This window comes from Glutamicibacter sp. TV12E (assembly GCF_052441935.1).
Taxonomy (GTDB): Bacteria; Actinomycetota; Actinomycetes; order Actinomycetales; family Micrococcaceae; genus Glutamicibacter.
This window is the reverse complement of sequence record NZ_JBQVVF010000001.1, coordinates 1,041,052-1,066,618: the sequence shown is the minus strand read 5'-3', so window position 1 is coordinate 1,066,618 and position 25,567 is coordinate 1,041,052. Positions and strand designations below refer to the sequence as shown.

The following is a 25,567-nucleotide window of genomic DNA, read 5'->3' as shown; positions in this document are numbered from 1 at the left end:
TAACGGGTGTTGCGCCTCATATCGCCCGCGATTCAGCCAGTTTCATCGCCAGTGCACCGGCGGAAACCGCCGATTAATACTCATGCGGTTCCATCGGGTAGTATGGATTTTGGCCTTGTGCCGTGCGCCTTTAGCTCAGCTGGTAGAGCACTGGACTTTTAATCCATTGGTCGCGGGTTCGATCCCCGCAGGGCGCACAAAAATGAAATAGGATCCAGCTTGCCCCTGCAAGTTGGATCCTATTTTCGTCTTAACTGCGGGGCTGGGCAGGCCGCCCAGCCATATGGGCGAACAACGGATGCTTTGGTGCTTTTTGAACGCCCCGGATATAAGAGCCTGGATCAGCGCTCAACTTTGGAGCCGCTGATTCGCCATTGGCGTCCCAGCCTCATTTTCAGGAACTACGGCGTCCCCAGCACTCAGGCGTAGGGCTCCAGGAACTTGATCATGCGCTCCATGACCAAGGCGCGAGCCTCGGAGTCGTGGGATCGCAACGAGCTATCGGTGAACAGGTGCTTGTTTCCGGGGTAGGTGAACAGCTGGGCCAGCTCCCGGCCCTCGCCTTGCGCAAAGTCCTGCGCGGCTTCCAGATCGCCTTCCTTGGCGAAGAATGGATCCTCGTCCATGCCATGGATCTGCACCGGAACATTTTCCGGCCATGGGCCGAAGCTCCATTCAGCGTCGAGGCCAACGAAGGATTCCAGAAGCACGGCAGCTACCGCTCCGGGACGCTGCTGCGCGCACTGCTGGGCCAGCGCTGCGCCCCACGAAGTGCCGATGTACACCAGCTCTTCGGGCAATTTGCTGAACAGCTTGTCAACGCGTTCCTGGATCTTGTCTTCGCTGAGCTTGTTGGCCATGCGGATGCCAGCCTCAAGATCCTTGGGCAGCTTGCCCGCAAAAAGATCAAGCGTGTGAACCGCATGCCCTGCGGCACGCAATTCCGCTGCCATTGCCTGGACTCCGGGGGTAAGCCCTTGGACGTGGTGGAACAAGACAATGGTTGCCATGGCAGTACTCCTAGGGGTCTCTAGCGTTCGTCGACGAGATTGCTGATGCGCTGGGGCAGATGCTCAAGAGCTGCATCCCAGCCGGGCATTTGGCTGTTTATTTCCACGCTGTAGCCCTCAACCAGCATGAATTCAGCGCAGGTGAGGGCATCCTGGCCGGAGCCGGTTTCATAGATGAAGGCACGTTTGATGTCCTGCCAGAGCAGGGTTGCGGACTGATCGATCACGAGGCCGGTATTGATGACTTCGACGGTGCGCTGGGGATAGGACATGGTCAACTTGCTTTCGGGGTCCTCGGCGGTGTGCTTTGAACAAGTCTAGACCGACAGCACACCGCCGTGGGGGAATCACGCCGGATTCGGGTAGGACTTCACCAAGCTCCCGTGCGGGCCCACCTCCAGCAAGTAGTCCAGATCCAGCTGCGACAAGAAATGCTGATCGTGGCTGACTACCAGCAACGCACCCTTGTAGGCGCCCAGCGCTTCGCCGAGCTGGCGCACGCTGTCCATATCCAGATTATTCGTGGGCTCGTCGAGGATTAGCAGCTGCGCGGCGGGTTCTGCCAGCAGCAGCGTCGCCAGATATACCCGGAAGCGCTCGCCTCCGGAAAGCACCGCCAACGGCCGGTCGGCGCTGGAGCCGCGCAACAGCAACCGGGCCAGCATGTTGCGCACGTGATTCGCGGTTGCCTTGGGCGCCACAGCGGCCACATTGTCCATGGCGCTCAACTCCTCGTCCAAGCCGTCCAAGCGCTGGGGCAGATATCCAACCCGGTCCAGGAAGAGCTTTCCGCCCAGTGAGGGTCCGGTATCAACTCCTGCGAGCATCGCCTTGAGCAGCGTGGTTTTCCCCGAGCCGTTGGGGCCGACAAGGCCTACTCGTTCTGCTCCCTGGATGATGAACTGGCGATCGGCCGAACCCAGCATCGCCACTTGCTTGCCCGAGGGCAGCAGCGGATCGGCCAACTCGATGTTGATGTGCTCGACCTGCCGCACGCGCTGATCGGCATCATCGAGCCTGGCTTGGGCGGAATCGACCTTGCCATCCAGGTTGGAGCGCATCTTTCCCGCGTTGGCCTCGGATTTCTGGCGAAGGTGGTTGGCCAGGATCTTGGGCATTCCGCCGGAAAGCTGGACGGCCCGTCCCTGGCGCTTGGCACGCGCCAGCTTCGTTTCCGCTTCGACCCGCTGGCGTTTTTCCACCTTCAAGGATGCCTGGGCGGTTCTGGCTGCCTGCTGCGCCGCCTGCTGCTCGGTTTCGAGTTGCTCGCGGTAGGCGCTGAAGGGGCCGCCGAAAACACTGAGCTCCCCGTCGTGCAGCTCCACCGTATGCTCCATGAGCTCGAGCAGCTCGATATCGTGGCTCACCACGACCAAGGTGCCCTTCCACGAGCGCACCATATCGTAGAGCAGCTCACGGGTTGGCCGATCGAGGTTATTTGTGGGTTCGTCGAGCAGCGTGATGGGCGAGTCCGCCAAGCGCAGGCCGAGCACAGCCAGCAGCATTGTTTCCCCGCCCGATAAGGTGGCTATCTCGCGGCCCAGGTCCAGGCCGCCAAAGCCCAGCGGAGCCAGCTCAGCCCGAGCCCGGGCTTCCACATTCCAGTTCGCGCCGACCGCATCGAAATCTGCCGGATCGACACTGCCCGATTCGATGGCTTCGATGGCGGCCAGGACTCGATGAATCCCGAGCAGCTGCGCGACGGTGGTGTCCTGCTCCAAAGCGAGGGTTTGCGGAAGATAGCCCAGTGGCGCGTTGGCTTCTGCGGTTCCGCTGGTGGGCTGCAACTGCCCGGCGATCAATTTCAGCAACGTCGATTTGCCGCTGCCATTGGCGCCGATCAACCCGGTCCGGCCGGAGGGAAATGTGCCGTCCACATAGGCCAAGGCGCGTTCCCCCGAGGGCCAGGCGAAACTGAGGTTTTTCAGGGTGATTGGTGGTGTCAAAGACATATATTCCTCCCACGTTTGGTGAAGAGGCTGCCGACTGGCGGAATCAAAAAGCTGGCTCAACGTTCAACGGGAGCCGAAAAGAAATGGATACCGAAGCCGGTAGCCGAAATGAACAAGGTGCACCGGTCAGAATCGGCGCGTGGTCATTGGCTGGCTTAGTAGGTATCCATGCCATCGAGTGTAGCAGGAAGGATTTCGGCTCGTAACCCCCGGCGGGCGCTTAACGGCATTCGGCCCGCATCCATCGGTGGATGCGGGCCGAAAAGCCAAAGCTGCGGAAGAACTACTTCCAGGCGCGGTGCACAGCGACAATGCCGCCGGTCAGATTGCGGTATTCCACATTCTTCCAGCCGACGTTGAGGAATTTGGTGCCCAGGTCTTCCTGGTTCGGCCACGCCGCGATGGATTCGGCCAGGTAGGCGTACGCGGTCGGGTTTGGCGATACCAGGTAGCCCAGCGCCGGGATGACGCGCGGCAGGAACTGCTGGTAGGCCACCTTGATCGGGGCCACCGTCGGGGTGGAGAACTCGGCGACGACGATGCGCCCGCCAGGCTTGGTCACACGGCGCATTTCGGACAGCGCCTTTTCGGTGTCGTCGATATTGCGCAGCCCATAGGATATGGTGACCGCATCAAAGGTGTCGTCTTCGAAGGGCAGGTCGTGGGCGTCGCCGTAGACGAAGTCCAACTGCGGGTAGCGCTTGCGCCCCTCGGCGAGCATGCCGTTGGACATGTCGCACGCGGTCACCTTCGCTCCGGCCTCGGCCAGCGGGACCGAGGAGGTTCCGGTGCCGGCGGCCAGGTCGAGGATGCGCTCGCCGGGCTTCGGCGCGATGGCCTCGGTGGTGATCTTGCGCCAGTAGTTCACAATGCCGCCGGTCATCAAGGTATTGAGCAAGTCGTAGCGTGGAGCCAGCTTGTCGAACATGTCCTGAACCTGATCGGCCTTCTTGTCCAGGCCTGCGCGCGCGTTGTGAGAACTCATGCTTCCAAGTGTTTCATATTTGCGCGCGCCTCGGCGCCGGATGTGGGGCGAATCGCCAACTAGAGGATCGATTCGAGCCGGGCGTAGCTGGCCTCCATTCCGTCGGTCATTCCGGTGGCGAGCACCATGTCGCGGGTTTGCGCGTCCGGGTAGGTGATGAGGACGGTCAGCAGGGTGCCGCCCTGATTTGGCGTCAGCGTCAGCTCGTTCACCGTGGCCGGGTACTGGGTGTCGATCATTTGCTCCGTGGTCCGTTCGTAGGAGCGGGGCAGCGTTTCAAGCACGGTTCCGGTGAATCCAAAGCCCGAGCCGGCATCGGCCGAGAGCGGTTCCCACCAGTATCGGTAGGTTTCCCCGGCCTCTTGCGCCGTCACGCATTCGGTCATCTGCCATCCGTCAGGGCCGAGCATCCAGCGCTTCATGAGCTGCTCGTCATGGTGGGCCCGCCAGACTTGCTCGACCGTCCCGCGAACCAGGCGGGTGATGCGCACCTGCGTGTCCGACAGGATCTGCGTATCGGTTCCGAAATTCTGGGCATAGTTGCGCAAGTCCATCAGGACCTGTTCTATCTGGCTCATGGCCGAACGGGTGCCATCGATCATGCCCATTTCCACGACCTGTTCCAGTTCCTCGGCGGAATCGAAGGCGGCGGTAATGGTCAGTTTTGATCCTTCAGCGGTCGGGTCGAAGGAAAAAACCATGCGGTTGACCGGCAAATCGGAGTTCGGGGTGCCGTCGGCATGTGCAAAGCCGTCGCTGACTTCGAAGAATTTGTGCTCGACGACTTCGTGCCAGAGCCAATAACCGTGGAACTCTTCGCCTTCGGGCGAGGTCATGTGGTAGTTGGAACGGCCGCCGGGCGTTGCGTCGTGGCGGGTGAACGTTGCCGGGTATTCGACCGGTCCCCAGAACTTCTCGATCTGCCGGGCGTCCAGGTAGGCGTCCCAGAGCCGGGAAACCTTGACCGGGAATTCGGCGTGGACGGTGAGCGAGAGTGCTTCGGGATCTTTGACTACGGATGTGACAGGCATGGGAATGCTCCTTATGTGTCCTCGTCGGCGAGGAAATCATCGAGCCGGCTGATGCGCTGGCGCCAGATGTCTTCGAGGGAAGAGAGTAGTTCTTGTGCGTGCCGGATGGTGTCCGGCTGCCCGCGAACTATGCGTTCGCGGCCACGTGCGATTTTTATGACCAGGCCAGCGGCTTCCAGTGCTGCGACGTGCTTCTGAACGGCCGCAAAAGACATGTCGTAGCTTGCGGCAAGTTCCGAAACGCTCACCTCGGCATGAAGGGTCCGCCGCACGATATCTCGTCGTGTGGCATCGGCCAAGGCGCGGAAGACCTTGTTTGTCTGTTCTTCGCTCAACTCATATACAACCATTTGGTTGTATATTACCCCCATGGCGCGACGCGAGTAAAGAGGCGGATCAAAATTGATTGCCAGTAGTCTACTTATCACCTATATTTTTAGCGAGAAATGGAAGACTTATCTCCCATTGGGTAGCGATCCAGGGCTATTGCGCCGCACAGGTTGCTCGCGAGACCGGATTGCCAAAATATATAGACTGGTCTATTTTTAACTCCATGACTTCCAAAGGGGACCTCACCAAGGCACGGCTCGCGCAGTCCATGCTTGAACTTATCCAGACCAGCGGCTACAGCGGCACCGGCCTCAACGCCGTGAGCGAGCACGCCTCAGCACCAAAGGGATCGGTATATTTCCACTTTCCCGATGGGAAGGAGGAGCTGGGGGTTGCCGCGGTAGCACTGGCCGCCAAGCAATTCGAGGCCATGATTATCCAGGCTGCCCAGAGCGCAGGCGGTGCTGGCGAAGCGGCCAAGCTCGCCATCCAAGCGCTGGCCGCCATCATCAGCGACAGCGGCTTCCGCTTAGGCTGCCCGGTCTCGGTGGTGACCTTGGAAATGGGGGATTCAAGTGAACGCCTGCGGCAGGCCTGCGCCACAGCTTTCGAATCATGGATCGCTCCGACCGCCGCCCTGCTCGAAGCAGACGGCGTGGATCGCGCCCAGGCAAAGTCCCTGGCAACGGTGATTGTCTCGACCATCGAAGGGGCGGCCATCCTTTCCCGGGCGATGAAGAACACGCAGCCGCTGCTGGCTGCGGCGGACGTCGTAGGAGAGCTCATCGGCCTGCGCCGCCAGGGCGAAGGGACACAGAACTGATGCACGGCACGGATTCTCGCCGGGCACTGGTCTTCGGAGCCTCGGGGCTTATCGGACGGCACCTCATCCTTGCCCTGCTGGAAGCCGGAGCGCAGGTGACAGCAGCTGTCCGGAGTCCTGAATCTGCAGCAAGGCTCAAAAAATGGCTGGACCTGCACGGCGCGGCACCAGGGATCAAGACGGCGATCGTTGACTTCGGCGCCCCCGAAATCCTGGCCGGCGGACCAGCAGCGTTCGCAGACATCACCGAAATCCACAATTGCGCCGGAACCTACCGATTCGGCATGAGCGCGCAAGAAGCCCGCAGCGCCAACGTCGGCATCGTCGAGAAGCTGATGGATTTTGCCGCAGCGCTGCCTGAACTGCAACGCATCGTTCATATTTCAGGATATCGAGTCGGCGGGCAGGACCCCTCGCTCATTCCTTGGCCGCAAGATTATCGCGATCGGCTCTACCGGACACTTGGCGCGTACGAAGCCTCCAAGGTGGAGTCCGACGCGGTATTCCAGGCTCTGGGCAACGACCGCGGAATTCCTTGGAGCATCGTCAATCCGGCGAGCGTCATCGGCCACAGCATTACCGGGGAAACAGATCAGCACATTGGGCTGGCCAGCACCATTGAACAACTCTGGGAAGGGAAAACCGCTGCCCTGCCTGCAGGCGACTCGACTTTCCTGCCGGTGCTCACGGTCGACTACATGGCCGCGTTCATGGAGGCCGTGGCTATTGCTCCGGAAGCAATTGGCGCATCCTATTGGCTGCTGGATGACGCCACCGCGCCACTGGGGCAACTGCTGGCCAGCACTGGCCGCCATCTTGGCGCGAAAGTTCCCAAGCTGCGCTTGCCCGTGGGGCTTATCAAGGCGCTTCCTTCATGGATTACCAAGGCCGATCCGGAAACGCTCCATTTCATGTCCGCGGATCGCTATCCGACCGGGCCCGCGATCGAATTCGCCAACCGGCATGGACTCCAGATGCCTGATATTGGCCTCTCGCTAGAGCGCTGGGCCGACTATCTGGCCGCCCACCGATTCGGAGCCGCACCAGCTGATGCACGCCGCTTTGTCGATGTCGGGGGAGTGAGAACCTTTGAACTGGGCGACCGCGAGGCACGCAAGCTGATCCTCCCTGGACTTCCGGTGAATGCCGATACCTGGGCCGGCGTTGCCCAAGGAATTGGAGGAAGGGCCGTTGACCTGCCAGGCCTTGGACTCAGTGGCGGGAACGGCATCGCGGATTGGGACCGCTGGCTCGCCGCCCTTCTGCAAGGTGGGCCGGTGGACCTGATCGGGCACTCCATCGGAGCAGCCGCTGCAGTGCTCGCCGCCGATCAGCACCCAGGCAGGATCCGCTCCTTGACCTTGGTCGCGCCGTTCTTCTTGCAAGGGCCCGCAGGGAGGGCGGCGAAGTTCCAGCCGCTGGTTCGAAGCTATTTGCGCCATGCCAGCGCGGCACGGCTTTCCCGCCAATTGACCGGAAGTGCAGCGAGCTCCACGGCCTTGGCCTCCAGCGCCAGCGATCTGAAGCGAAGCTCCGCCGCAGCGGCAGCTGCGCACCTGGCTCTGGCAAGTTCCGGGCGATGGCGCGGAGAATTGCGGGAGGCGCTCGATCGCTATGACGGGCCGCTGAGCATTATCTGGGGAACCGAAGACCCGTTGCTGCCCTCGGCAATCGAGCACCTGGGGTCTAAGCCCGAGGTGGAACTGCATGCCCTTCCCTCCGCTGGGCACCACCTGCAGCTCACCCACGAGGATGCCCTGATCGACCTTTTGAAGTAGCAGCTGGAACTGTGCTCTTCTCAAGTTCCGGCCCTTCGCCTAGTCTGGTGGGAACCGCACAGAACCATCTTTCCAGCGAAGCGAAGGGGGAGCATGGGCGCGTCAGCCATCGACTGGTCCAACGCAAATCTGCACGCGCAAAAGGCCCGCGAGCTGCTTTCCTCGAAGGAAGCTGGAATCAGCGACCTTCCATTGCGCAATGACGTGCGTGAATCCTGGAGGCGGTCGCTGGCCCAAGCTGGCTCAGTCCAGGGCCCGCCGGTTTTGAGCAATGACAGGCTGCGCCTTGCGCGTGAGCGCAGCGAGCTGCAGCGGATCTGGCCCGTGTTCGAGAAACTGCTGGTGCCGGCCGCGACCGATGCCAATCTTCTGGTCGCCCTCGCGGATGCCGGGGGAACCTTGCTGTGGGTGGCTGGAAGCAATGGCACGATGAGCCAAGCCGAGCATGTGGGCTTCACGGCCGGTGCCGACTGGGCGGAACAGTCCGTGGGCACCTCCGCGCCCGGCATGGCATTGGCCACTGGTTCCGGATCGCAGGTTTCGGGGGCGGAGCATCTGTATGAGCAGGCCCAGCAGTACAGTTGTTCGGCTGTGCCCATCCGGGATCCGCGCACCGGACAGGTGATTGGCGCCATCGACCTGACCGGTGGACCGGAAGCCATCGCAACGCACTCGCTGCCGCTTTTGCAGGCGGCCGTCATGGCGGCAGAAACCCAGCTGCTGCTTCCCGGGGCCGGGGTGGTGGCCGATCCCGATTACCTGGACCTGGGCCGCCCGGACGGCGCGCACCTCGGCTCCTGCCCCGTCTCCCTGCGCCACGCGGAGATTCTGGCGCTTTTGGCCCAGCATCGTGATGGCTTATCCAGCGCCCAGCTGGTTGATGAGCTTTTCGAGCGGCCAGATGCCGCTGCTGAAGGCACGGTCCGTGCCGAAATGGTCCGGCTGCGCAAGGTCCTGGCTTCATCCCCGGGCCGATCGCTGACCTCGCGCCCATACCGGTTGCAATGGGAACTCCAAACGACCATCGGGCGCCTGTGGAGCGCGCTGGAAAGCGGCGATATCGAAACTGCCCTGCAGCTGTATTCCCCGGGAATGCTCGAGCGATCGCAAGCACCGGGCATCCTCGCCTTGCGCTACCGCGCAGAGGCCGCGCTGCGCGAACTGGTGATGGACCGGGGCAGCGCCCAGCAACTGCTGAATCTCGGACGCCAGCTCGCCGATTCCAACCTGCTGCGCGCCGCCTTGCGCGAGCTTCCCGCCAGCTCTCCAGCGCGCTCGCTGATCGTTGCCGAGATCCAGGGGCTCGAAGCCTAGGGGGCCGGACTGCATTGCAACCTGAGTGCAACGTAGCTGTGACTACAGTCTCACTCAAGAGGCTGCGGGGCCGAATCCGCGGCATCAGCCACTGACAAAGGAGTCACCATGAGCATTTACGCAAACCCGAATACCGACGGCGCGCTGGTCGATTTCAAGCCGCGCTACGAGAACTACATTGGCGGGCAATGGGTCGCCCCGTCCAAGGGCATGTACTTCGAGAACGTCACCCCGGTGACCGGCAAGGTCTTCTGCGAGGTGGCCCGCTCCACCGCCGAGGACATCGAGATCGCCCTGGACGCGGCCCATGCTGCGGCCGGCGCCTGGGGCAAGACCAGTCCTGCGCAGCGCGCCGTGATCCTGAACAAGATCGCCGACCGCATCGAGGAAAACCTCGAAATGCTTTCCGTGGCTGAAACCTGGGACAACGGCAAGGCCATCCGCGAATGCCTGAATGCCGACCTCCCGCTGGCGGTGGACCACTTCCGCTACTTCGCAGGCGCCATCCGCGCCCAGGAGGGCAGCCTCTCCCAGCTGGACGATGACACCACCGCCTACCACTACCATGAGCCGCTGGGCGTGGTCGGGCAGATCATCCCGTGGAACTTCCCGCTGCTCATGGCCGTGTGGAAGCTCGCCCCGGCGCTGGCTGGCGGCAACGCGATCGTGCTCAAGCCGGCCGAGCAGACCCCGGTCTCGATCCTGGTTCTCATGGAACTGATCGGCGATCTGCTGCCCGCCGGCGTGCTGAACGTGGTCAACGGCTTCGGCGTGGAAGCGGGCAAGCCGCTGGCATCCAACAAGCGCATCCGCAAGATCGCCTTCACCGGCGAGACCACTACCGGCCGGCTGATCATGCAGTATGCCTCGGAGAACCTGATCCCGGTGACCCTGGAGCTGGGTGGCAAGTCCCCGAACATCTTCTTTGAGGACATCGCCGCCAAGGATGACGCCTTCTATGACAAGGCCCAGGAAGGGTTCACCCTGTTCGCGCTGAACCAGGGCGAGGTCTGCACCTGCCCCTCGCGCGCGCTGATTCAGGAGAGCATCTACGACCGCTTCATGGGGGATGTGGTGGCTCGCACCAAGGCCATCAAGCAGGGCCACCCGCTGGATACCGACACCATGATGGGCGCCCAAGCCTCCAATGACCAGCTAGAGAAGATCCTCTCCTACATTCAGATCGGCAAGGCTGAAGGTGCCAAGGTGCTGCTCGGCGGCGGGCGCGCGGATCTGGGCGGGGAGCTCTCCGGAGGCTACTATGTGCAGCCGACCATTTTCGAGGGCACCAATGACATGCGCATCTTCCAGGAGGAGATCTTCGGCCCGGTGGTCGCGGTGACCAAGTTCAAGGACTACGACGATGCCATCTCCATCGCCAACGACACCCTGTACGGGCTGGGCTCGGGTGTGTGGAGCCGCAACGGCAACGTGGCCTACCGTGCCGGCCGGGCCATCCAGGCCGGACGCGTCTGGGTCAACCAGTACCACGCCTACCCGGCGCACTCGGCCTTCGGCGGGTACAAGTCCTCGGGCATCGGGCGCGAGAATCACCTGATGATGCTCGACCACTACCAGCAGACCAAGAACCTGCTCGTCTCCTACTCGGAGGACAAGCTCGGCTTCTTCTAAGGCCGGACACCGCCCCAGCACCGTGGACTGCATTGATCAAATGGAGGACACTGGCAACAACAACTTCACGCAGGAGCGAATCATGAGTACCGCGAGAGAAACCAGGGCGGGCATCGACGGGGAAAGCTTCTCCCGGGTGGCTTTCACCCCCGAGGCCTTGGAACTGCTGCGCAAGCTCTGGGGGATCCATGGCCCGCTGATGTTCCACCAATCCGGTGGCTGCTGCGACGGCTCCTCTCCCATGTGCTATCCGGCCGGCGAATTCCGCACCGGCGGCTCGGATATCCTGCTCGGCCTGCTTCCCCTGGATGATGGGCAGGGCCAATCACTGGGCGAGATCGAATTCTGGATGTCCAAGGAGCAGTTCGAGTATTGGAAGCACACCAAGCTGACCGTTGACGTGGTGGCCGGGCGCGGTTCCGGGTTCTCGGTAGAGGCTCCGGAAGGCAAGCGCTTCTTGATCCGCAGCCAGATCATAGAATTTCCAGCCAATTAGGAGCGATTGATGCAAGGTCCCAAGGTCTATATCCATTTCCCGGGCACCGCCCGCGAAGCGCTGGACTTCTACGCCGGCATATTCGGTGGCGAGCTCGCGCTGTACACCCTTGCGGAATTCAACCGCACCGATGGCGACCCGCAGGCCATCGCCCATGGCGACCCGCAGGCCATCGCCCATGGCGAGCTGAATGGCGTGGTCTGCTTGGCCGGATCCGATGCCTCCGCGGCGGATCGGCCGTTTCGCGCCGAGGGGATGATGCTCTCGCTGCTGGGCACCGCGGAACCCGAGGTGCTGCACCGGTGGTTCGACCAGCTCAGCGCCGGAGGCGAAGTCATCGACCCGCTCTCGGTGAAGCTCTGGGGCGCGAGCGACGGGCAGGTGCGCGACCGCTATGGGCTGCACTGGCTGATCGGCTATGAGCCCGGGAGCCACGAGGCCAGCTGATCCTATTGGGCCTCAAGCTTCGAAAGGCTAGAGCATGAGCGAGCAAGAGAACTACGACCTGATTGTCATCGGCGCTGGACCGGTGGGTGAAAATGTGGCCGACTATGCGACCCGCGAGGGGGCGCGCGTGGCCATCGTCGAGTCCGAACTGGTGGGAGGGGAATGCTCCTACTGGGCGTGCATGCCCTCCAAGGCGCTGCTGCGCAGCGGACATGCGCTGCGCGCGGCCCAGCGGCTGCCCGGCGCCAGCGAAGCGGCCACCGGAAAACTTGATGCCAGCGCGGTGCTGGCAAGGCGCACGCAATTCACCAGCGGATGGAAAGACGACGGGCAGGCCCAATGGCTGAAGTCCGCCGGGATCGAGCTGATCCGTGGCCGCGGCCGGCTGCTGGGGGTCGGCAAGGTGCAGGTCGGCGACCGGATTCTCACCGCCCGCGCCGTGGCGCTGGCCACCGGATCGATCCCCAAGCTCCCGGACATTCCGGGGCTGGCCGAAGCCCGGCCCTGGGGAACGCGCGAAATCACCGCGGCGGACCATGTTCCCGAATCCCTGGCCATCCTCGGCGGAGGGGTGGCCGGCACCGAGATGGCCTTCGCCTTCGCTTCCCTGGGATCCGCCGTCACGATGATCTCGCGCGGTCCGTTGCTGGGCCGCGAAGAACCATTTGCCGGTGAATATGCCGCCGCCGGGCTCAAGGACGCGGGAGTCCAGGTGCGCTTCGGGGCCACCCCCACTCGCGTTGACCGCGACCAGCATGGCATGGTCGCTATCGCCCTGGACGATGGATCATCGCTGCGCGCCAGCGAACTGGTGGTGGCGGCCGGGCGCACCCCTGCCACCCTTGAGCTGGGGCTGGAGGCCGTCGGGCTGGATGCCAAGCTCGCCGTTGATGACACCATGCTCGTTGCCGGCACCGATTGGCTTTACGCCGTGGGCGATGTGAACGGCCGGGCACTGCTGACCCACCAGGGCAAGTACCAGGCGCGCATTGCCGGGGCGGCGATCGCAGCCCGGCTGAACGGCACCCCGCTGTCAGCCAAGCCGTGGGGTGCGCATGCCGCCACGGCCGATCACCACGCCGTTCCGCGGGTCATCTTCACCGATCCAGAGGTGGCTGCCGTGGGGCTGACCGAATCCCAGGCCAAGGACGCTGGAATCCCCGTGCAAACGGTGGCCTATGACCTGGGCCAGGTCGCCGGTGCGAGCCTGCATGCCGATGGCTATTCCGGGCGCGCCCAGCTGGTGATCGACAAGGAGCGCCAGGTGGTGATCGGGGCGACGTTTGTTGGCCAAGATGTGGCCGAGCTGCTTCATGCGGCCACCATCGCGATCGTCGGTGAAATCCCGCTGGATCGGCTGTGGCATGCGGTTCCGGCCTACCCGACCATCAGCGAAATTTGGCTACGCCTGCTGGAAACCTGCCGCCAGGCTATCTAGATGCGCGGCGAGCCGGTTGCTGGCATTTTCCAGATGCCGGGCCAAGAGCTCTGCGGCGCCTTGCTGGTCGCCGGCGGCGATCCTCTCCAGCAGGCGGGCGTGCTCGTCAGCGATGTCGCAGGTGTTCAGCAGTGTCGCGTCCTGGACCTGGGTCATGCACAGTCGGATCTCGTCGCTGAGCTGGCCATAGATGGCACTGGTGCGAGAAGACCCCAAGGCTTGGACCAGCGCGCTGTGGAATCGCACGTCGGGATCGACGATCTGGATCGGCGAAGCCTCCGAGAGCGCGGTGATTTCCGCGTTGGCCTCGCGGGCGGCTTCCGGAACCCGGGAGGTGCTGGCCAGCAGGCGCACCGCTTCGGCCTCGATGATCGCGCGGGTGCGGTAGATATCGCGGGCGTCGGCCGAGGAAAGGCGCGTAACCCGGGCGCTCTGGTGCGCATTGCGGGTCAGCAGGCCGCTGGCCACCAGATTTTCCAGTGCGGCCTTGGCCGTGGGCCGGGCGACCTCATAGTGCGCGGCCACATCCACTTCGCCCAAGGGCGTGCCGGGAGCCAGCTCGCCGCTGAAGATCCGGGTGCGCAGCGAGGCGATGATCGCCTGGACCACCGAAACCACTCCTAAACGGGCCGCCACTGGGATCCTTTCGCGCCGGCAGAAAATAACTATGCAAGTATCCCATGAATCGTACTACGATGGCATGTGTACTTGTTAGACAATTTCCTTCTTGGGCAGGTTTTGCTTGCCTTCCACACAGGAGCGCACCATGGCATTGAGCACGCCGGCACTCGGTGAACCTACGGTTTCATCCAGCATTCTCGACCTCGTCAGCGAACCTGAGCGCGTCAAAACCCGATCCATCGACCGCGTCGCCTACGCCTCGGATGCCTCGCACTATCTGTACACCCCGCAGGCCGTGATCCTGGCCAAGGACGCCGCCGAAGTATCGGCCCTGCTGCGTGCGGCAGCCAGTAACAACCAGCCGGTCACCCTGCGCTCGGGCGGCACCTCGCTGGCCGGCCAAGCCAGCGGCGACGGCCTGATGATCGATGTGCGCCGCAACTTCCGCGAGATCCAGGTGCTCGATAATGGGGCACGCGTGCGCGTCCAGCCCGGCGCCACCGTGCGCCAGGTCAACGCGCGCCTGGCAGTCTACGGCACCAAGCTCGGCCCGGATCCCGCCAGCGAGGCCGCCTGCACCATCGGCGGAGTGATCGCCAACAACTCCTCGGGCATGGCCTGCGGCACCGAATTCAACACCTACCGCACCCTGGAATCGATGACCTTCGTGCTGCCCTCGGGCACCATGATCAATACCGCCGATCCCGACGCCGACCGCCAGCTGGCCGCCGCCGAGCCACAGCTGGTCGCCACCCTGGACAAGCTGCTGGACCGCGTGCGCACCAACCCGGCCTCGGTAGCCAAGATCCAGAAGCACTTCGCCCTGAAAAACACCATGGGCTATGGGCTGAACGCCTTCCTGGACTATGGCACCCCGGCCGAGCTGATGGCCCATCTGATCATCGGTTCCGAAGGCACCTTGGCTTTTGTCGCCGAGGCAGTGTTCCGCACCGTGCCCATCCGCAAACTGGCGGTCGCCACCCTGGCAGTCTTCGATAACCTCGATCTGGCCACCCGTGCACTGCCCGAACTGCTGGATTCCGGTGCCGCCACCCTGGAACTCATGGACTCCACCTCGCTGCGCGTGGGCCAAGGGGTGCCCGGTGTCCCCGATGCCATTATGGGTTTTGACGTGGATCAACAGGCCGCGCTGCTCATTGAATACCATGCCGACGCTGCCGAGGAATTGGCTGGACTGCAAAACGCCGGCCAGCGCCTGCTGGATTCGGCTGCGCTGCGCGCCCCGGCGCTGCTCTCCCAGGACGCCAAGAACCGCCAGGCAGCCTGGAAATTCCGCAAGGGGCTCTACGCCTCGGTGGCCGGTGCCCGTGTTTCCGGGACCACCGCCCTGCTCGAAGATGTGGTCGTCCCCGTTCAATCCCTGGCCGAAACCTGTGGCAGCCTGCAGGAACTGTTCACCGAGTACGGCTACGAGGACTCGGTGATCTTCGGGCACGCCAAGGACGGCAATATCCACTTCATGCTCACCGACCGATTCGAGGGCGATGCGGCACTGAACCGCTACAACGCCTTCAACGAGAAAATGGTCGAGCTGATCCTCTCCAAGGGCGGCAACCTCAAGGCCGAGCACGGAACCGGCCGCGCCATGGCGCCATTTGTCCGTGCGCAGTACGGCGACGAACTCTACGACGTGCACCTGGAACTCAAAGCCGCCTGCGACCCGCGCCTGATGATGAACCCGGGCGTGATCATCGACGAGGACCACGCAGCGCACATCCGCAACATCAAGCTCAATGAAACCATTGAAGTTGAGGCTGACCACTGCGTGGAATGCGGTTATTGCGAGCCGGTCTGCCCTTCCAAGGACCTGACTCTCACCCCGCGCCAGCGCATCGTGGTGCGTCGCGCCATCGCCAAGGCCGAGGCTGAGGGCAACGCCGAATTGGCCGCCGAGCTGGAGCGCGATTACGAATACAACGGCGTGCAGACCTGTGCCGTGGACGGAATGTGCGTTACCGCCTGCCCGGTCGGCATTAACACCGGCCTGCTGGTCAAGCGCCTGCGCCGCGAAGACGCGCACCCGGTGCTGGCCGCCGGATTCAAAGCCGCTGCTAAGGGCTGGGGCCCTGCTACCCGGGCCGGCTCGATAGCGCTCAGCATTGCCGATAAATTCCCGGCCACTCTGGTGGGAGGCATCACCGATGCGGCCCGCAAGGTCGTGAGCACCGACTTTATGCCACGCTACGATGCGGAACTTCCTGGCGGCGGCAAGGCCCGCAAGCCACTGGCGGGCAATCTGGGTACTGCTGGCTCCGAACCGCTGGCCGTCTACCTCCCGGCCTGTGTGAACTCGATGTTCGGACCGGCCGGCGAGGGCGAAGGTGTGGCTTCGGCCTTCACCAAGTTGTTGCATGCCGCGGGTGTCTCGGTATTTGTTCCGCCGGGCATCGAATCCATGTGCTGTGGCACCCCATGGACTTCCAAGGGCTATGCCGATGGGCATGAAACAATGGCCACTCGGGTGCTCGAAGAAGTTCGCGCGGCTATGCCTGGCAAGAACCTGCCGGTGATTTCGGACGCGTCCAGTTGCACAGAAGGCTTTGCACACACCCTTGAGGCGCATGGTTACGAGGTGATCGACTTGTTGGCGTTCACCTCGAAGCACCTGCTGGAGAAGCTGCCTCGGATCGAGAAGATTTCCTCTCTGACCCTGCACCCGACCTGTTCGTCGACCCAGATGGGCCTCAACTCGGACTTGCAGAAAATTGCTGAGGCCGTGGCGCAGACGGTGAATACCCCGATGAATTGGGGCTGCTGTGCTTTCGCCGGGGATCGCGGCATGCTGCATCCTGAGCTGACCGATTCGGCAACCGCGCGCGAAGCAGCCGAGGTTCGCGATCTTGATGCCGCGGCCCATGCTTCGTGCAACCGCACCTGTGAATTGGGAATGACGAGGGCAACCGGAAAGGAATACCGCCACGTGGTCGAGCTTCTCGCTGAAGCTGCCACTAAGCAGTTGTGATGGCGCCGTCCAGGGAGGTGTTTCCGGGAGGCGTGCTCATTGGTGCGAAAAGTACTCATCAGCTCTGGTTCGGTGCCAAACACCCTATTCGAGTGATGATGTGTTCGAAATAGGGTTAATCTTAGTCATCAATGATGCTCGGAGGGAGCCACATGCGCATCGCTGTTATGCAGGGCGAAGCAGAGGTCTTGGGGATTGAGCGCAATCTCGATGCCATCGATCAAGCTGCGGAGCGTGCCGCTGGAGATGGCGCAAAAATCTTGCTCACCTCCGAACTTTTTGTCGTGGGCTATGCGCCTTACGTCCTGCGTGATTCGCTGGATGTTTCCCTGTTGCCCTCCGCGCATGAGCGGCTGTCGCACATTGCGGCGAAGCATTCGATAGCACTGGTTTACTCCCTTCCCGAAATCACTGATGATGGCTGGCTGATCACTTCAACTTTCCTTGATGATCGCGGAGTGAAGCGTGCTCATTATCAGAAGGTCCAGCTCTTTGGAGCTGAAGAACATGAAGTTTTCATCGCGGGCAGCAACCCTCCTGCATCATTCGATTACAAGGGAATGACGTTGGGCATGGTGATCTGCTTCGATGTGGAATTTCCTGAGGTTGTCCGTGAGGCCGCTCGTCGTTCGGTGCAACTATTGCTCGTCCCGACGGCCATGGGGCGCGGTTATGAGCAGGTATGCACTCGTTTGGTTCCGACTCGTGCAATGGAAAGCCAGCTTTTCATTGCCTATGCGAACCACTGCGGTTCTGAAGCTGGATTCGACTTGGCGGGAACTAGCGTCATCGCCGGTGCTGACGGTGCCGTCTTGGCCCAAGCAGGATCTGGTGCAGAACTTCTTGCAGCCGAGATTGACGTGAGTTCTTTGGCGCAGATCAGAGCTGAAGTTCCGTATCTTTCGCAGGCTCGACGGGACCTTTACGATCAATGGCAATCTGCGGAATGATCAACTTCTAGGGTGTTTCCACACGGCGAAGCGCCGTGTGGAAACACCTTGAGTTTTGGAATTGCGGTTATGCCGCAGTGGCTTCCGGGGCATCGCGCTGGCTCAGTTTTTCCTTGAAGTCGTTGAACCATTTTGAATCGGTCATCAACTGCGGGAAAGGCTTGTGAATGTATCCGGTGGCTGGCGGAGCTGTGGACCGATATGACATCCCGGATACCGGATTGATGAGCATGGTGTGCTGGTCCTTCAAGAGGGTAAATTCAAACCAGCCGCGGGCCTCTTTCGTTTTGTTGCAGACCTTGCAGCGGCCGCAGCAATTATGCACGCTGGTCTTTCCACCCTTTGCGTACTGCTTCACGTGGTCTGCTTCTTCGACGAGTCCGTCGCAAAAAGGTGTGCGGCAATGCCGGTCTCGAATGCTGATGAATTTTTTGAGCTTCTCCGGGAAGATCCGGGCTTTGGAATCCATGCTTATCAAATCCTGATCTCCGGGTGCCGTGTAGATCCTGGAAAGTTCAGTCAGCACTTCGATCTGCTCGATGTGTTCCCGAGTAAGCCTTGCTTCCATCTCTTCAAAGGTCAGTTCGTTCTCGATTTGGTGTCCGCCGATCCATTCACGCACATCCTGTGCGGGGATGTATCCGTAGCCATCAAGGTATGCGGGTTCCCGTTCGCCCTGGAACAGGGCTCGATCAGTCATGATGACGCCAACCTGCAAATTGATTGGCATCTTTGAAGGCTCGCCGATCATCATGTAGCTAAAGAGGATATCTGCCCTGATCTGTTCGAGAGTGCGCTTGTCGCCCTTCTTCTTGAGCTTGCGGGACTCCTTGTAGAGATAGTTTCTAAGTCCCATGCCGGGAAGCAGCGGGAACTGCGCAGTTAGCTTCACGCTGCCGGACGCTTCATCGACCTCCATGCGAGCGAATCGGCGCTCTTCGATGGTTTTATGCTCCTTGGAGACCGGATCGGAATTGTAGGAGAGCGTGAATTTCCGAACGGTGTCCTTGATCTGGTTCCGTCCCATGGACTCGAACATGTCTGGATTCTGGCCGTAGATCCCATCAAATTCTGTACGGCGTTGCGCTTTGACGGTCTGCAGCTCGTTGAGGATTGCCAAGACTTGGGGTTCGGTAAGTTCACCCCTGGAAAAAGCGGCGGCAATATTAGGTGCGTCTTCTAGCAAGATGCGGCAGTTGACTAGGTAGTTGCGGAATCCAGTTGGGGATTGTTTGCGGGCGATGGCCACGCTGCCGGCTGCGCCGCGGGTCTGATCATCCAAGTTGACTCCGCGTTCTTCATGATCGCGAACAAACTCTTTCTCCAGTTGATAGGAAAGACAGGCTTGCTGGAATCGGGCAGAAGCTATGAGGGCTTCGAGCACCTCAATGCCACGGACGCAGTCCGCTTTACCGCCGTGGTCTTGCATCCACGCCAGTTCTTTCTGCAGTGCGAGCCAGTGGTTTTCGAACTCCTCCGGCCCTACCGCTGGGGGCAGGCTATCTCCGTGCGCCTTTGCTTCGGACATATTCTAATTATACTTCGTAATCTCGAACATGTCTTCGAGTAATGTGGAAAACTTTAACCAGAGCCAGGCTGGTTCTGCCTAGCTCCTGGCGAGGAAGTTCAGTGCGAGGTAGAGCTCCTGGCGCACGTCTGCCCGGTTCAGGTCTTTGTCGAGAACCTCGCCGATGGTAGCGATGTGGCGGCGCACAGAATTGCGATGCAGGTCGATGTTCTTTGATGTTTGGTCCCACGATCCGTTGGCCTCCAGCCAGCCTTGAAGCACCTCCAGATAGAGGTCGCGACGGGCATCGGGCAGTTCAAGGATTGGCGCGAGAGCCTCTTCGGCGAGTTGCTTGCCTGCCTGCGGCGGCAGGAGGGAAAGGAAAGAGCGCGGAATGGATCGGGCATCGAGGCTCTGGCGCTTTTCGCGGATGCGGGGGAGTAGTCCGGTGGCCTGGGCTTGCAGATCGCCGAGTTTTTCGCCGAGTTGGAGGTCAGCTGGTTCGGGGGTGCTGAAGGCGGCGACGTACCCGGAAGTTTTGAGTCGATCGAATATGGCCTGGGTCGGCTTGGCCCGGGTGAGCGCAATGAAGTGGTCGTCCTGCTGCATTGCCAGGCGGGTGTCCAGGAGCGACTGGAGGTGGGTGAGGTGCAGTGCAAGCGGTTGTTCGGCGGAGTCGTCCAGCGGCGAAATGACTGCAACGCGGATGGGCTGCGTGGTGCCGCCGCCAAGGCTTGCAGCCAGCAGGGCGAGGTCCGAAGCTTCGAGGGTGGCGCGCGAACGCAGAAGCAGTGCGGTGGCCAGCTGGGTTGAGGCGGGGGAGCTGGCAGCGCGTTCGCGCGCGAGCACGTCGAGCAGGCCCAGCGCGGTGGTGATCAGGTTGTGGTCAAAGGCTGAAGGGGTGCGCGCGAAGCCGATGCATAGCACGCCCAGCAGTGGCGCGCGGCCGGACGAGGCTAGCGTGGCACGGATCGGAAAAGCCAGGTCAACCTGTGAATCTGAGCGGTGCATGGCAAATTGCTGGTTGCTGGAGCCGCTGGCGGCCTGTTCGAAAAGCTCGGATTTGAGCCGGTCGCCGAGGTTGGCGGTTTCGGCGGTGGAGGCCTCATGGCGGACCTTTCCCTCGGATCCGAGCAGGCGGACGCTGGCCTTGAGCCGCTGGGAGAGGACGGCGGCCAGCTGGGCTTCGGGATCAGGGTGGGCCAGGCAGCGCATGAGGGCGCGGTTGGCTTCGGCGCTGCCGCGCAGCTGGGCGGCATTGTCGGCCTCGACCAGTTGCGCGAAGGCGATGCCGATGGCGGCGAAGGGGACGCTGGGCGGAATTTCCAGCAGTGGCAGGTCATGTTCGCGGCAGGCGTCGAGCACGGTGGGCGGGATGGTGGTGAAGTAGGGCTCGAGGCCGAAGCCCATGGCGCTGACCTTGGCCTGCGCGAGCCGGGCGATGAATTGCCGGACCTGCTCGGGGTCCTGATCGTGGCCGAGCAGCGGGTAGCCGCTGGTGAGGATCATTTCCTCGTCGAGCAGGTAGTCGGTGGGATCGTCCATGTCGCTGGCCTCGACCCAGCGCAAGGGCCGATCGCCGGCGTCGTGGACCAGGGAAATTTCCGGGGGCAGCTGGCGCAGGAAGCGGCGCAGCGTGATGCCGGGAGCCGTCGCGTCGGACGCTGATTGCTGTGGTGCGGAATGTCCCATGAGAAACTATTTTAGTTCAAAACTTACAGCTTGAGAGCCGGATCACAGATCTAGGCTTGAAGGCGGAAGAAAAACCACAGTGCAGCACAATCCACATTGCAGCGAGGACCCGAGATGAACAGCACCACTGGCGCCAGGCCGAAACAAGCCACTGGCCTTGGCCCGCAGCTGCGGCGCCGCAAGCCGATCCAGCAGATGATCGGCGACGCGGAATCCAGCTCATCGGGCGGTGCGCTGCGCCGCACCCTGGGCATGTGGCAGCTGACCATGATCAGCGTCGGCGCCACCATGGGAACCGGCATTCTGGTGATCCTGGGCGCGACCGTGCCGATCGCCGGCCCGGCCATCTGGATCTCCTTCGTGATCGCTGGCGTGACCGCGCTGCTCTCGGCCGTGTCCTACGCGGAAATGGCCGGCATGGTGCCGGTGGCCGGCTCCAGCTACTCCTATTCCTACGCGACCATGGGCGAAGGGATCGCCTGGATCTGCGGCTGGTGCCTGGTGCTCGAATACGCGGTCTCGGTGGCCGCGGTGGCGGTGGGCGCCGGCGAATACGTCAACGAAACCCTGCGGGCCTTTAATATGCAGCTGCCCGCCTCCTTGGCCGGCGGGCCGGCCGAAGGCGGGGTGGTGAACCTGCCGGCGCTGATCGTCGTGGTGCTGGCCACCCTGCTGCTGGTGCGCGGCGCCCGCGAATCGGCCATTGTGAATACCGTGGTGGTGGTCATCAAGGCCGGCATCCTCGTCTTCTTCTCGATCGTCGCCTTCAGCGCCTTCAACGCCGGCAACTTCGAGCCGCTGCTGCCGATGGGCGCTGCCGGCGTGACCGCGGCGGCCTCCAGCGTGTTCTTCTCCTATATCGGTTTTGACGCCGCCTCCACGGCCGGCGAAGAGGCCAAGAACCCCAAGCGCGATTTGCCGCGCGCGATCATGCTCTCGATGCTGATCGTGACCATCACCTACGTTTTGGTGGCGGTCTCCGCGATCGGCGCCCGCGAGTGGACCTGGTTCGAGGGCACCGAAGCGGCGCTGGTGCAGATCGTCGGCGAGCTGACCGGACAGCCATGGCTGGTGCTGGTCTTCGCGCTGGCCTCGGTGCTGGCCATCGCCTCGGTGGTGCTGACCGTGCTCTACGGGCAGACCCGCATCCTGCTGTCCATGTCCCGCGACGGGCTGGTGCCGGCGGCCTTCGGCAAGATCTCGCGGCGCACCGGAACCCCGGTGATCGGCACCCTGATCACCGGCATCCTGGTGGCGATCACCGCCGGGTTCATCCCGCTGGGCGCGCTGGCCGACGCGACGAGCATCGGCACCCTGTTCGCCTTCGCGCTGGTGGGCGTCTCGGTGATGTACCTGCGCCGCAAGCAGCCGCTGGCACCGCGCACCTTCAAGGTGCCCCTCTACCCGATCACCCCGATCCTCGGCGTGGCCGCCTGCCTGTTCCTGATGAGCCAGCTGGGCTGGCACACCTGGCTGGTCTTCGGCGCCTGGATGGCCGTGGGCATCATCTTGTACCTGGCCTATGGACGCCGCCGCTCGGTGCTCGGGAAGCTGAGCAAGCAGGAATATATCGACAGCCATCTTTTGAACAGCAAGTAGGAACACAGGATTTTTCATGAACAGCACCAATCCCATCACCATGCTCAACCCGGACTTCCCGTTCAGCTACGACCTCTACCTGGCCAATGACGCCGGCCTGGGCTCGGTGCCCGAGTCGCTCTACGGCACCGAGGTGGCAGTGATCGGCGCAGGGCTTTCCGGCCTGGTCACCGCCTACGAGCTGATGAAGCTGGGCCTGAAGCCGGTGGTGTACGAGGCCGACCAGATCGGCGGGCGGCTGCGCACCGCAAGCTTCGCCGCGGCCCCGCAGATCACCTGCGACCTGGGCGGCATGCGCTTCCCGGTCTCCAGCAAGGCACTGTACCACTACATCGAGCTGCTGGGCCTGGACACCTACGATTTCCCGAACCCGCTGGCCGAGCCCACCGACTCCACGGTGATCGAGCTCAAGGGGCAGAAGATCTACGTGGAGGACCCGGCCGACCTGCCGGTCTTCTACCAGGAAGTGGCCGACGCGTGGAAGCAGGCGCTGCGCGAGGACGCCCACTTCGAGCAGATGCAGCAGGCCATCCGCGACCGCGATGCCAAGGTGATCAAGGAACTCTGGGACTCGATGCTCCAGGAGTTCGACGAGGAAAGCTTCTACGGGTTCATCGCGAACTCCGAGGCCTTCAAGCAGGCCGGATTCGAGCACCGCGAGGCCTTTGGCCAGGTGGGCTTCGGCTCCGGCGGCTGGGACACCGACTTCCCCAACTCGATCCTGGAGATCCTGCGCGTGGTCTACACCGACGCCGACGACTACCACCGCGGCATCTCCGGGGGAGCGGCCAAGCTGCCCGAGGCCCTGTGGAACCACGCGCCGGAAAAGATGGCGCATTGGCCGGCGGGGACCAGCCTGTCCTCGCTGCACGGAGGCGCCCCGCGCGGCGCGGTGGCCAAGGTCTACCGCACCGGCAACCCGGGCTTCAACGGCGCGAACACCATTGAGGTCACCGAGCGCTTTGGCCGTACCGCGGAATTTGGCGCCGTGGTCTCCACGGTGCAGTCCTGGCTGCTGTCCACCGGGATCGACACCGACGAGGAGCTGTTCGGCGCAGAACTGTGGACCGCGATCGAGCGCAGCCACTACATGCAGTCCTCGAAGACCTTCGTGATGGTGGATCGCCCGTTCTGGAAGGATCGCGACCCGGTGACCGGAGAATACGTCATGTCCATGACGCTCACCGACCGGCTGAACCGCGCCACCTACCTGCTGGATAACGGCGAGGACCAGCCGGCGGTCATCCTGCTCTCCTACACCTGGAACGACGATGCGCTGAAGTGGCTGTCCTTGTCGGCCGAGCGCCGGATGGAGCTGATGCTGCATTCGCTGGAGAAGATCTATCCGGGCGTGGATATCCGCAGCCACATCGTGGGCCAGCCGATCACCGTGTCCTGGGAGTCCGATCCGAACTTCATGGGCGCTTTCAAGGCCAACCTGCCCGGTCACTACCGCTACCAGCAGCGCCTGTACACCCACTTCGACCAGCAGGGCATGGATGCTGCGCACCGCGGCATCTTCCTGGCCGGCGACGACGTGTCGTGGACTGCCGGCTGGGCTGAAGGCGCGGTGACCACGGGCCTGAATGCGCTGTGGGGCGTGGTCAGGCACCTGGGCGGCGAAGACGCGGCCGCCAATCCCGGCCCGGGCCAGTTCCTGGCCGAGATTGGTCCCAAGGCGCTGTAGTTAAAGACATCCCCGGAAAACCAAGTCCCGCTGGGCTGCCTCGGCGGCCCAGCGGGACTTTGGGGATTAAAGTACCGCGGTGGCGTTGGCCGGCGAGCCGGTGCCTCCCACAACGTTTAATGGCTTGATCGTCAGCAGGCACTCCCAGCGGCGCAGCTGGCTCATTCGCCGTGCCAGCGGGCCTAGGCGCCACAGCTCTCCGAGCGGAAGGCCGAGCTTCGCCAGGAATTCCTGGTGCATCATTCCGCGGTCATTCGGAGCCGAGGCGAGGAACGGGGAGTTGGCGGCCGGCGGCAGGCATTCGACGGCAAAGTTATCTGCCGCCAGGATGCTCAGCCCCGAATCCCAGGCCCAATCCAGCAGCTGTTCGGACTGCACCAGCCCGGTAGCCTTGACGCAGTCGCGCTGCCTGGATTTCTCTTCGGGGGACAGCGCCAGGAACCACTGGCTCCAGCCGGTGTGGACCATCAGCGCATCGCCTTCTTCTGCCGTGATTCCCTGGTGGTCCAGGGCTTCGAGCAGCAGGGAATGCGGGATCTGCTCCCCGTTTGCGTGATCCAGCTGCCGCCCCCGGGCCTTGGCAAACCCGTCGAGGTCCACCAGAAGGCCACGGGTCACGATGGGCTGATCCGACCAGTACTGGATTCCCAGCTCGGTGGTTCCCGGGACGATCTTTTCGTCGGGCACGCCGTTGTAGAAGCCGACCTCGTCCGAACGGCGGTGGCGAAGCCCATCGATCTGCGACGAGCCCTGCAGGTAGAAGCCATCCAGATAGTCGTCGCGATGGGCCGGATGATTGCCAAAAATATGGTGCTCTGGCGCGCCACGGGTTTTGGACATCCCCGGCGAAAAGGCATCGATCGGATAATCCAGACCGAAGCATTCGCCCAGGCGCACCGACGCGGCCGCCTGGACGCGTTTTGCCGCATCAATCTTATCTGGAGCGCCGGCAGAGGGAGAACTGAACAGGCCCCAAGAGGTGCCGGCAAGCTGGCCCGGACGCTGCTTGAGCTCGGCACGAGTCGGGTATTTTTTCTTCTCGCTCATTTGGGGGCGTTCTCCTGTGCATATTTCACCGGGGTGGAGCCCACGTGGAGCAGCAGGTAGGCGGCGATCGAGGCGATGGATGCGCAGATGCACAGGACCGTCTTGAATACCGCATTGGGCCCGGTCAGCAGCGGTGCGTTGCCGAGGATAATCCCGGCTAGTTGCAGCAGCACAAACACCATTCCGCCGCAGAGAGCCAGGGCCAGCGAGGCGACGAAGGTTTTACGAAGTATTAATTGGTACAT

Annotated in this window: 21 protein-coding genes, 1 tRNA gene and 1 pseudogene; 12 read left to right on the top strand and 11 right to left on the bottom strand. The window is 62.7% G+C overall.

The window, feature by feature from the left end; translation table 11 throughout:
• The first annotated feature begins 124 nt into the window (after positions 1–124).
• Positions 125–197 (top strand) — tRNA-Lys (locus tag ACT7DV_RS04895).
• Positions 198–419: 222 nt separating this feature from the next.
• On the opposite strand, the pseudogene ACT7DV_RS04890 reads toward ACT7DV_RS04895, so the two are convergent.
• The 6 genes and pseudogenes from ACT7DV_RS04890 to ACT7DV_RS04865 all read right to left on the bottom strand — a co-directional run.
• A pseudogene (locus tag ACT7DV_RS04890) lies at positions 420–1,019 on the bottom strand (dienelactone hydrolase family protein); the annotation flags it as partial.
• Between the two features lie 11 nt (positions 1,020–1,030).
• Entirely contained in the window at positions 1,031–1,282 is a 252-nt protein-coding gene (locus ACT7DV_RS04885; RefSeq protein WP_444661141.1) for a hypothetical protein, read from the bottom strand.
• A 75-nt stretch (positions 1,283–1,357) separates the two neighbouring features.
• Positions 1,358–2,962 (bottom strand): ABC-F family ATP-binding cassette domain-containing protein, encoded by a 1,605-nt coding sequence (locus tag ACT7DV_RS04880; protein ID WP_444661140.1) that lies wholly within the window; start codon positions 2,960–2,962, stop codon positions 1,358–1,360.
• A 283-nt stretch (positions 2,963–3,245) separates the two neighbouring features.
• Complete coding sequence (locus ACT7DV_RS04875; RefSeq protein WP_444661139.1) at positions 3,246–3,947, bottom strand: class I SAM-dependent methyltransferase; 702 nt, start codon at positions 3,945–3,947, stop codon at positions 3,246–3,248.
• A 59-nt stretch (positions 3,948–4,006) separates the two neighbouring features.
• The gene (locus ACT7DV_RS04870) at positions 4,007–4,978 is read right to left on the bottom strand and encodes an SRPBCC family protein (protein ID WP_444661138.1); all 972 of its coding nucleotides are present in this window, start codon (positions 4,976–4,978) and stop codon (positions 4,007–4,009) included.
• Between the two features lie 11 nt (positions 4,979–4,989).
• A complete protein-coding gene (locus tag ACT7DV_RS04865; RefSeq protein ID WP_060703242.1) occupies positions 4,990–5,328 on the bottom strand; it encodes an ArsR/SmtB family transcription factor in 339 nt (112 codons plus the stop codon).
• 203 nt (positions 5,329–5,531) lie between these two features.
• On the opposite strand from ACT7DV_RS04865, the gene ACT7DV_RS04860 reads away from it, so the two are divergent.
• The 7 genes from ACT7DV_RS04860 to ACT7DV_RS04830 all read left to right on the top strand — a co-directional run bounded on the left by ACT7DV_RS04860 (position 5,532) and on the right by ACT7DV_RS04830 (position 13,236).
• Positions 5,532–6,131: a TetR/AcrR family transcriptional regulator gene (locus tag ACT7DV_RS04860; protein WP_444661137.1), complete on the top strand. Its 600-nt coding sequence runs from the start codon at positions 5,532–5,534 to the stop codon at positions 6,129–6,131.
• Positions 6,131–7,909, top strand: a complete 1,779-nt coding sequence (locus ACT7DV_RS04855) for an alpha/beta fold hydrolase (RefSeq protein ID WP_444661136.1) — start codon at positions 6,131–6,133, stop codon at positions 7,907–7,909. Before ACT7DV_RS04860 ends, ACT7DV_RS04855 begins: the two co-directional genes overlap by 1 nt.
• Positions 7,910–8,002: 93 nt before the next feature.
• Positions 8,003–9,223, top strand: coding sequence for a GAF domain-containing protein (locus tag ACT7DV_RS04850; RefSeq protein WP_444661135.1), 1,221 nt, complete (start codon positions 8,003–8,005; stop codon positions 9,221–9,223).
• 108 nt (positions 9,224–9,331) lie between these two features.
• Positions 9,332–10,855 (top strand): aldehyde dehydrogenase, encoded by a 1,524-nt coding sequence (gene adh / locus ACT7DV_RS04845; RefSeq protein ID WP_444661134.1) that lies wholly within the window; start codon positions 9,332–9,334, stop codon positions 10,853–10,855.
• Between the two features lie 82 nt (positions 10,856–10,937).
• Entirely contained in the window at positions 10,938–11,351 is a 414-nt protein-coding gene (locus tag ACT7DV_RS04840; protein ID WP_444661133.1) for a DUF779 domain-containing protein, read from the top strand.
• 9 nt (positions 11,352–11,360) lie between these two features.
• The gene (locus tag ACT7DV_RS04835; RefSeq protein WP_444661132.1) at positions 11,361–11,798 is read left to right on the top strand and encodes a VOC family protein; all 438 of its coding nucleotides are present in this window, start codon (positions 11,361–11,363) and stop codon (positions 11,796–11,798) included.
• Between the two features lie 34 nt (positions 11,799–11,832).
• Positions 11,833–13,236, top strand: a complete 1,404-nt coding sequence (locus ACT7DV_RS04830) for a dihydrolipoyl dehydrogenase family protein (RefSeq protein WP_444661131.1) — start codon at positions 11,833–11,835, stop codon at positions 13,234–13,236.
• Here the strand turns inward: ACT7DV_RS04830 and ACT7DV_RS04825 are convergent.
• The gene (locus ACT7DV_RS04825; RefSeq protein WP_444661130.1) at positions 13,201–13,872 is read right to left on the bottom strand and encodes a GntR family transcriptional regulator; all 672 of its coding nucleotides are present in this window, start codon (positions 13,870–13,872) and stop codon (positions 13,201–13,203) included. The two genes, ACT7DV_RS04830 and ACT7DV_RS04825, sit on opposite strands and share 36 nt — an antisense overlap.
• A 130-nt stretch (positions 13,873–14,002) precedes the next feature.
• On the opposite strand from ACT7DV_RS04825, the gene ACT7DV_RS04820 reads away from it, so the two are divergent.
• Together ACT7DV_RS04820 and ACT7DV_RS04815 are read left to right on the top strand one after the other, a co-directional pair.
• The gene (locus tag ACT7DV_RS04820) at positions 14,003–16,840 is read left to right on the top strand and encodes an FAD-binding and (Fe-S)-binding domain-containing protein (RefSeq protein ID WP_444661129.1); all 2,838 of its coding nucleotides are present in this window, start codon (positions 14,003–14,005) and stop codon (positions 16,838–16,840) included.
• Between the two features lie 152 nt (positions 16,841–16,992).
• Complete coding sequence (locus ACT7DV_RS04815) at positions 16,993–17,790, top strand: carbon-nitrogen hydrolase family protein (RefSeq protein ID WP_444661128.1); 798 nt, start codon at positions 16,993–16,995, stop codon at positions 17,788–17,790.
• Between the two features lie 67 nt (positions 17,791–17,857).
• On the opposite strand, the gene ACT7DV_RS04810 is transcribed toward ACT7DV_RS04815, so the two are convergent.
• Both ACT7DV_RS04810 and ACT7DV_RS04805 read right to left on the bottom strand, forming a co-directional pair.
• Entirely contained in the window at positions 17,858–19,318 is a 1,461-nt protein-coding gene (locus ACT7DV_RS04810; RefSeq protein WP_444661127.1) for an HNH endonuclease, read from the bottom strand.
• A 78-nt stretch (positions 19,319–19,396) separates the two neighbouring features.
• On the bottom strand, positions 19,397–20,989 hold the full coding sequence (locus ACT7DV_RS04805; protein ID WP_444661126.1) for a PucR family transcriptional regulator ligand-binding domain-containing protein: 1,593 nt from the start codon (positions 20,987–20,989) through the stop codon (positions 19,397–19,399).
• A gap of 114 nt (positions 20,990–21,103) precedes the next feature.
• Between ACT7DV_RS04805 and ACT7DV_RS04800 the strand changes: the two genes are divergently transcribed.
• Both ACT7DV_RS04800 and ACT7DV_RS04795 read left to right on the top strand, forming a co-directional pair.
• Positions 21,104–22,588, top strand: a complete 1,485-nt coding sequence (locus tag ACT7DV_RS04800) for an amino acid permease (RefSeq protein ID WP_444661125.1) — start codon at positions 21,104–21,106, stop codon at positions 22,586–22,588.
• A 16-nt stretch (positions 22,589–22,604) separates the two neighbouring features.
• Positions 22,605–24,275 (top strand): flavin monoamine oxidase family protein, encoded by a 1,671-nt coding sequence (locus ACT7DV_RS04795; protein WP_444661124.1) that lies wholly within the window; start codon positions 22,605–22,607, stop codon positions 24,273–24,275.
• Positions 24,276–24,341: 66 nt separating this feature from the next.
• Here the strand turns inward: ACT7DV_RS04795 and ACT7DV_RS04790 are convergent, their stop codons facing one another.
• Both ACT7DV_RS04790 and ACT7DV_RS04785 read right to left on the bottom strand, forming a co-directional pair.
• On the bottom strand, positions 24,342–25,322 hold the full coding sequence (locus ACT7DV_RS04790; RefSeq protein ID WP_444661123.1) for a cyclase family protein: 981 nt from the start codon (positions 25,320–25,322) through the stop codon (positions 24,342–24,344).
• Complete coding sequence (locus tag ACT7DV_RS04785) at positions 25,319–25,567, bottom strand: hypothetical protein (protein WP_444661122.1); 249 nt, start codon at positions 25,565–25,567, stop codon at positions 25,319–25,321. The genes ACT7DV_RS04790 and ACT7DV_RS04785 overlap by 4 nt, the downstream gene beginning before the upstream one ends.

What these genes read in the sequence shown, in the direction of transcription:
- ACT7DV_RS04885 (WP_444661141.1), bottom strand. Translation starts at nt 1,282, where the DNA reads ATGTCCTATCCCCAGCGCACCGTCGAAGTCATCAATACCGGCCTCGTG.
- ACT7DV_RS04880 (WP_444661140.1), bottom strand. Translation starts at nt 2,962, where the DNA reads ATGTCTTTGACACCACCAATCACCCTGAAAAACCTCAGTTTCGCCTGG.
- ACT7DV_RS04875 (WP_444661139.1), bottom strand. Translation starts at nt 3,947, where the DNA reads ATGAGTTCTCACAACGCGCGCGCAGGCCTGGACAAGAAGGCCGATCAG.
- ACT7DV_RS04870 (WP_444661138.1), bottom strand. Translation starts at nt 4,978, where the DNA reads ATGCCTGTCACATCCGTAGTCAAAGATCCCGAAGCACTCTCGCTCACC.
- ACT7DV_RS04865 (WP_060703242.1), bottom strand. Translation starts at nt 5,328, where the DNA reads ATGGTTGTATATGAGTTGAGCGAAGAACAGACAAACAAGGTCTTCCGC.
- ACT7DV_RS04860 (WP_444661137.1), top strand. Translation starts at nt 5,532, where the DNA reads ATGACTTCCAAAGGGGACCTCACCAAGGCACGGCTCGCGCAGTCCATG.
- ACT7DV_RS04855 (WP_444661136.1), top strand. Translation starts at nt 6,131, where the DNA reads ATGCACGGCACGGATTCTCGCCGGGCACTGGTCTTCGGAGCCTCGGGG.
- ACT7DV_RS04850 (WP_444661135.1), top strand. Translation starts at nt 8,003, where the DNA reads ATGGGCGCGTCAGCCATCGACTGGTCCAACGCAAATCTGCACGCGCAA.
- adh (WP_444661134.1), top strand. Translation starts at nt 9,332, where the DNA reads ATGAGCATTTACGCAAACCCGAATACCGACGGCGCGCTGGTCGATTTC.
- ACT7DV_RS04840 (WP_444661133.1), top strand. Translation starts at nt 10,938, where the DNA reads ATGAGTACCGCGAGAGAAACCAGGGCGGGCATCGACGGGGAAAGCTTC.
- ACT7DV_RS04835 (WP_444661132.1), top strand. Translation starts at nt 11,361, where the DNA reads ATGCAAGGTCCCAAGGTCTATATCCATTTCCCGGGCACCGCCCGCGAA.
- ACT7DV_RS04830 (WP_444661131.1), top strand. Translation starts at nt 11,833, where the DNA reads ATGAGCGAGCAAGAGAACTACGACCTGATTGTCATCGGCGCTGGACCG.
- ACT7DV_RS04820 (WP_444661129.1), top strand. Translation starts at nt 14,003, where the DNA reads ATGGCATTGAGCACGCCGGCACTCGGTGAACCTACGGTTTCATCCAGC.
- ACT7DV_RS04815 (WP_444661128.1), top strand. Translation starts at nt 16,993, where the DNA reads ATGCGCATCGCTGTTATGCAGGGCGAAGCAGAGGTCTTGGGGATTGAG.
- ACT7DV_RS04810 (WP_444661127.1), bottom strand. Translation starts at nt 19,318, where the DNA reads ATGTCCGAAGCAAAGGCGCACGGAGATAGCCTGCCCCCAGCGGTAGGG.
- ACT7DV_RS04805 (WP_444661126.1), bottom strand. Translation starts at nt 20,989, where the DNA reads ATGGGACATTCCGCACCACAGCAATCAGCGTCCGACGCGACGGCTCCC.
- ACT7DV_RS04800 (WP_444661125.1), top strand. Translation starts at nt 21,104, where the DNA reads ATGAACAGCACCACTGGCGCCAGGCCGAAACAAGCCACTGGCCTTGGC.
- ACT7DV_RS04795 (WP_444661124.1), top strand. Translation starts at nt 22,605, where the DNA reads ATGAACAGCACCAATCCCATCACCATGCTCAACCCGGACTTCCCGTTC.
- ACT7DV_RS04790 (WP_444661123.1), bottom strand. Translation starts at nt 25,322, where the DNA reads ATGAGCGAGAAGAAAAAATACCCGACTCGTGCCGAGCTCAAGCAGCGT.
- ACT7DV_RS04785 (WP_444661122.1), bottom strand. Translation starts at nt 25,567, where the DNA reads ATGTACCAATTAATACTTCGTAAAACCTTCGTCGCCTCGCTGGCCCTG.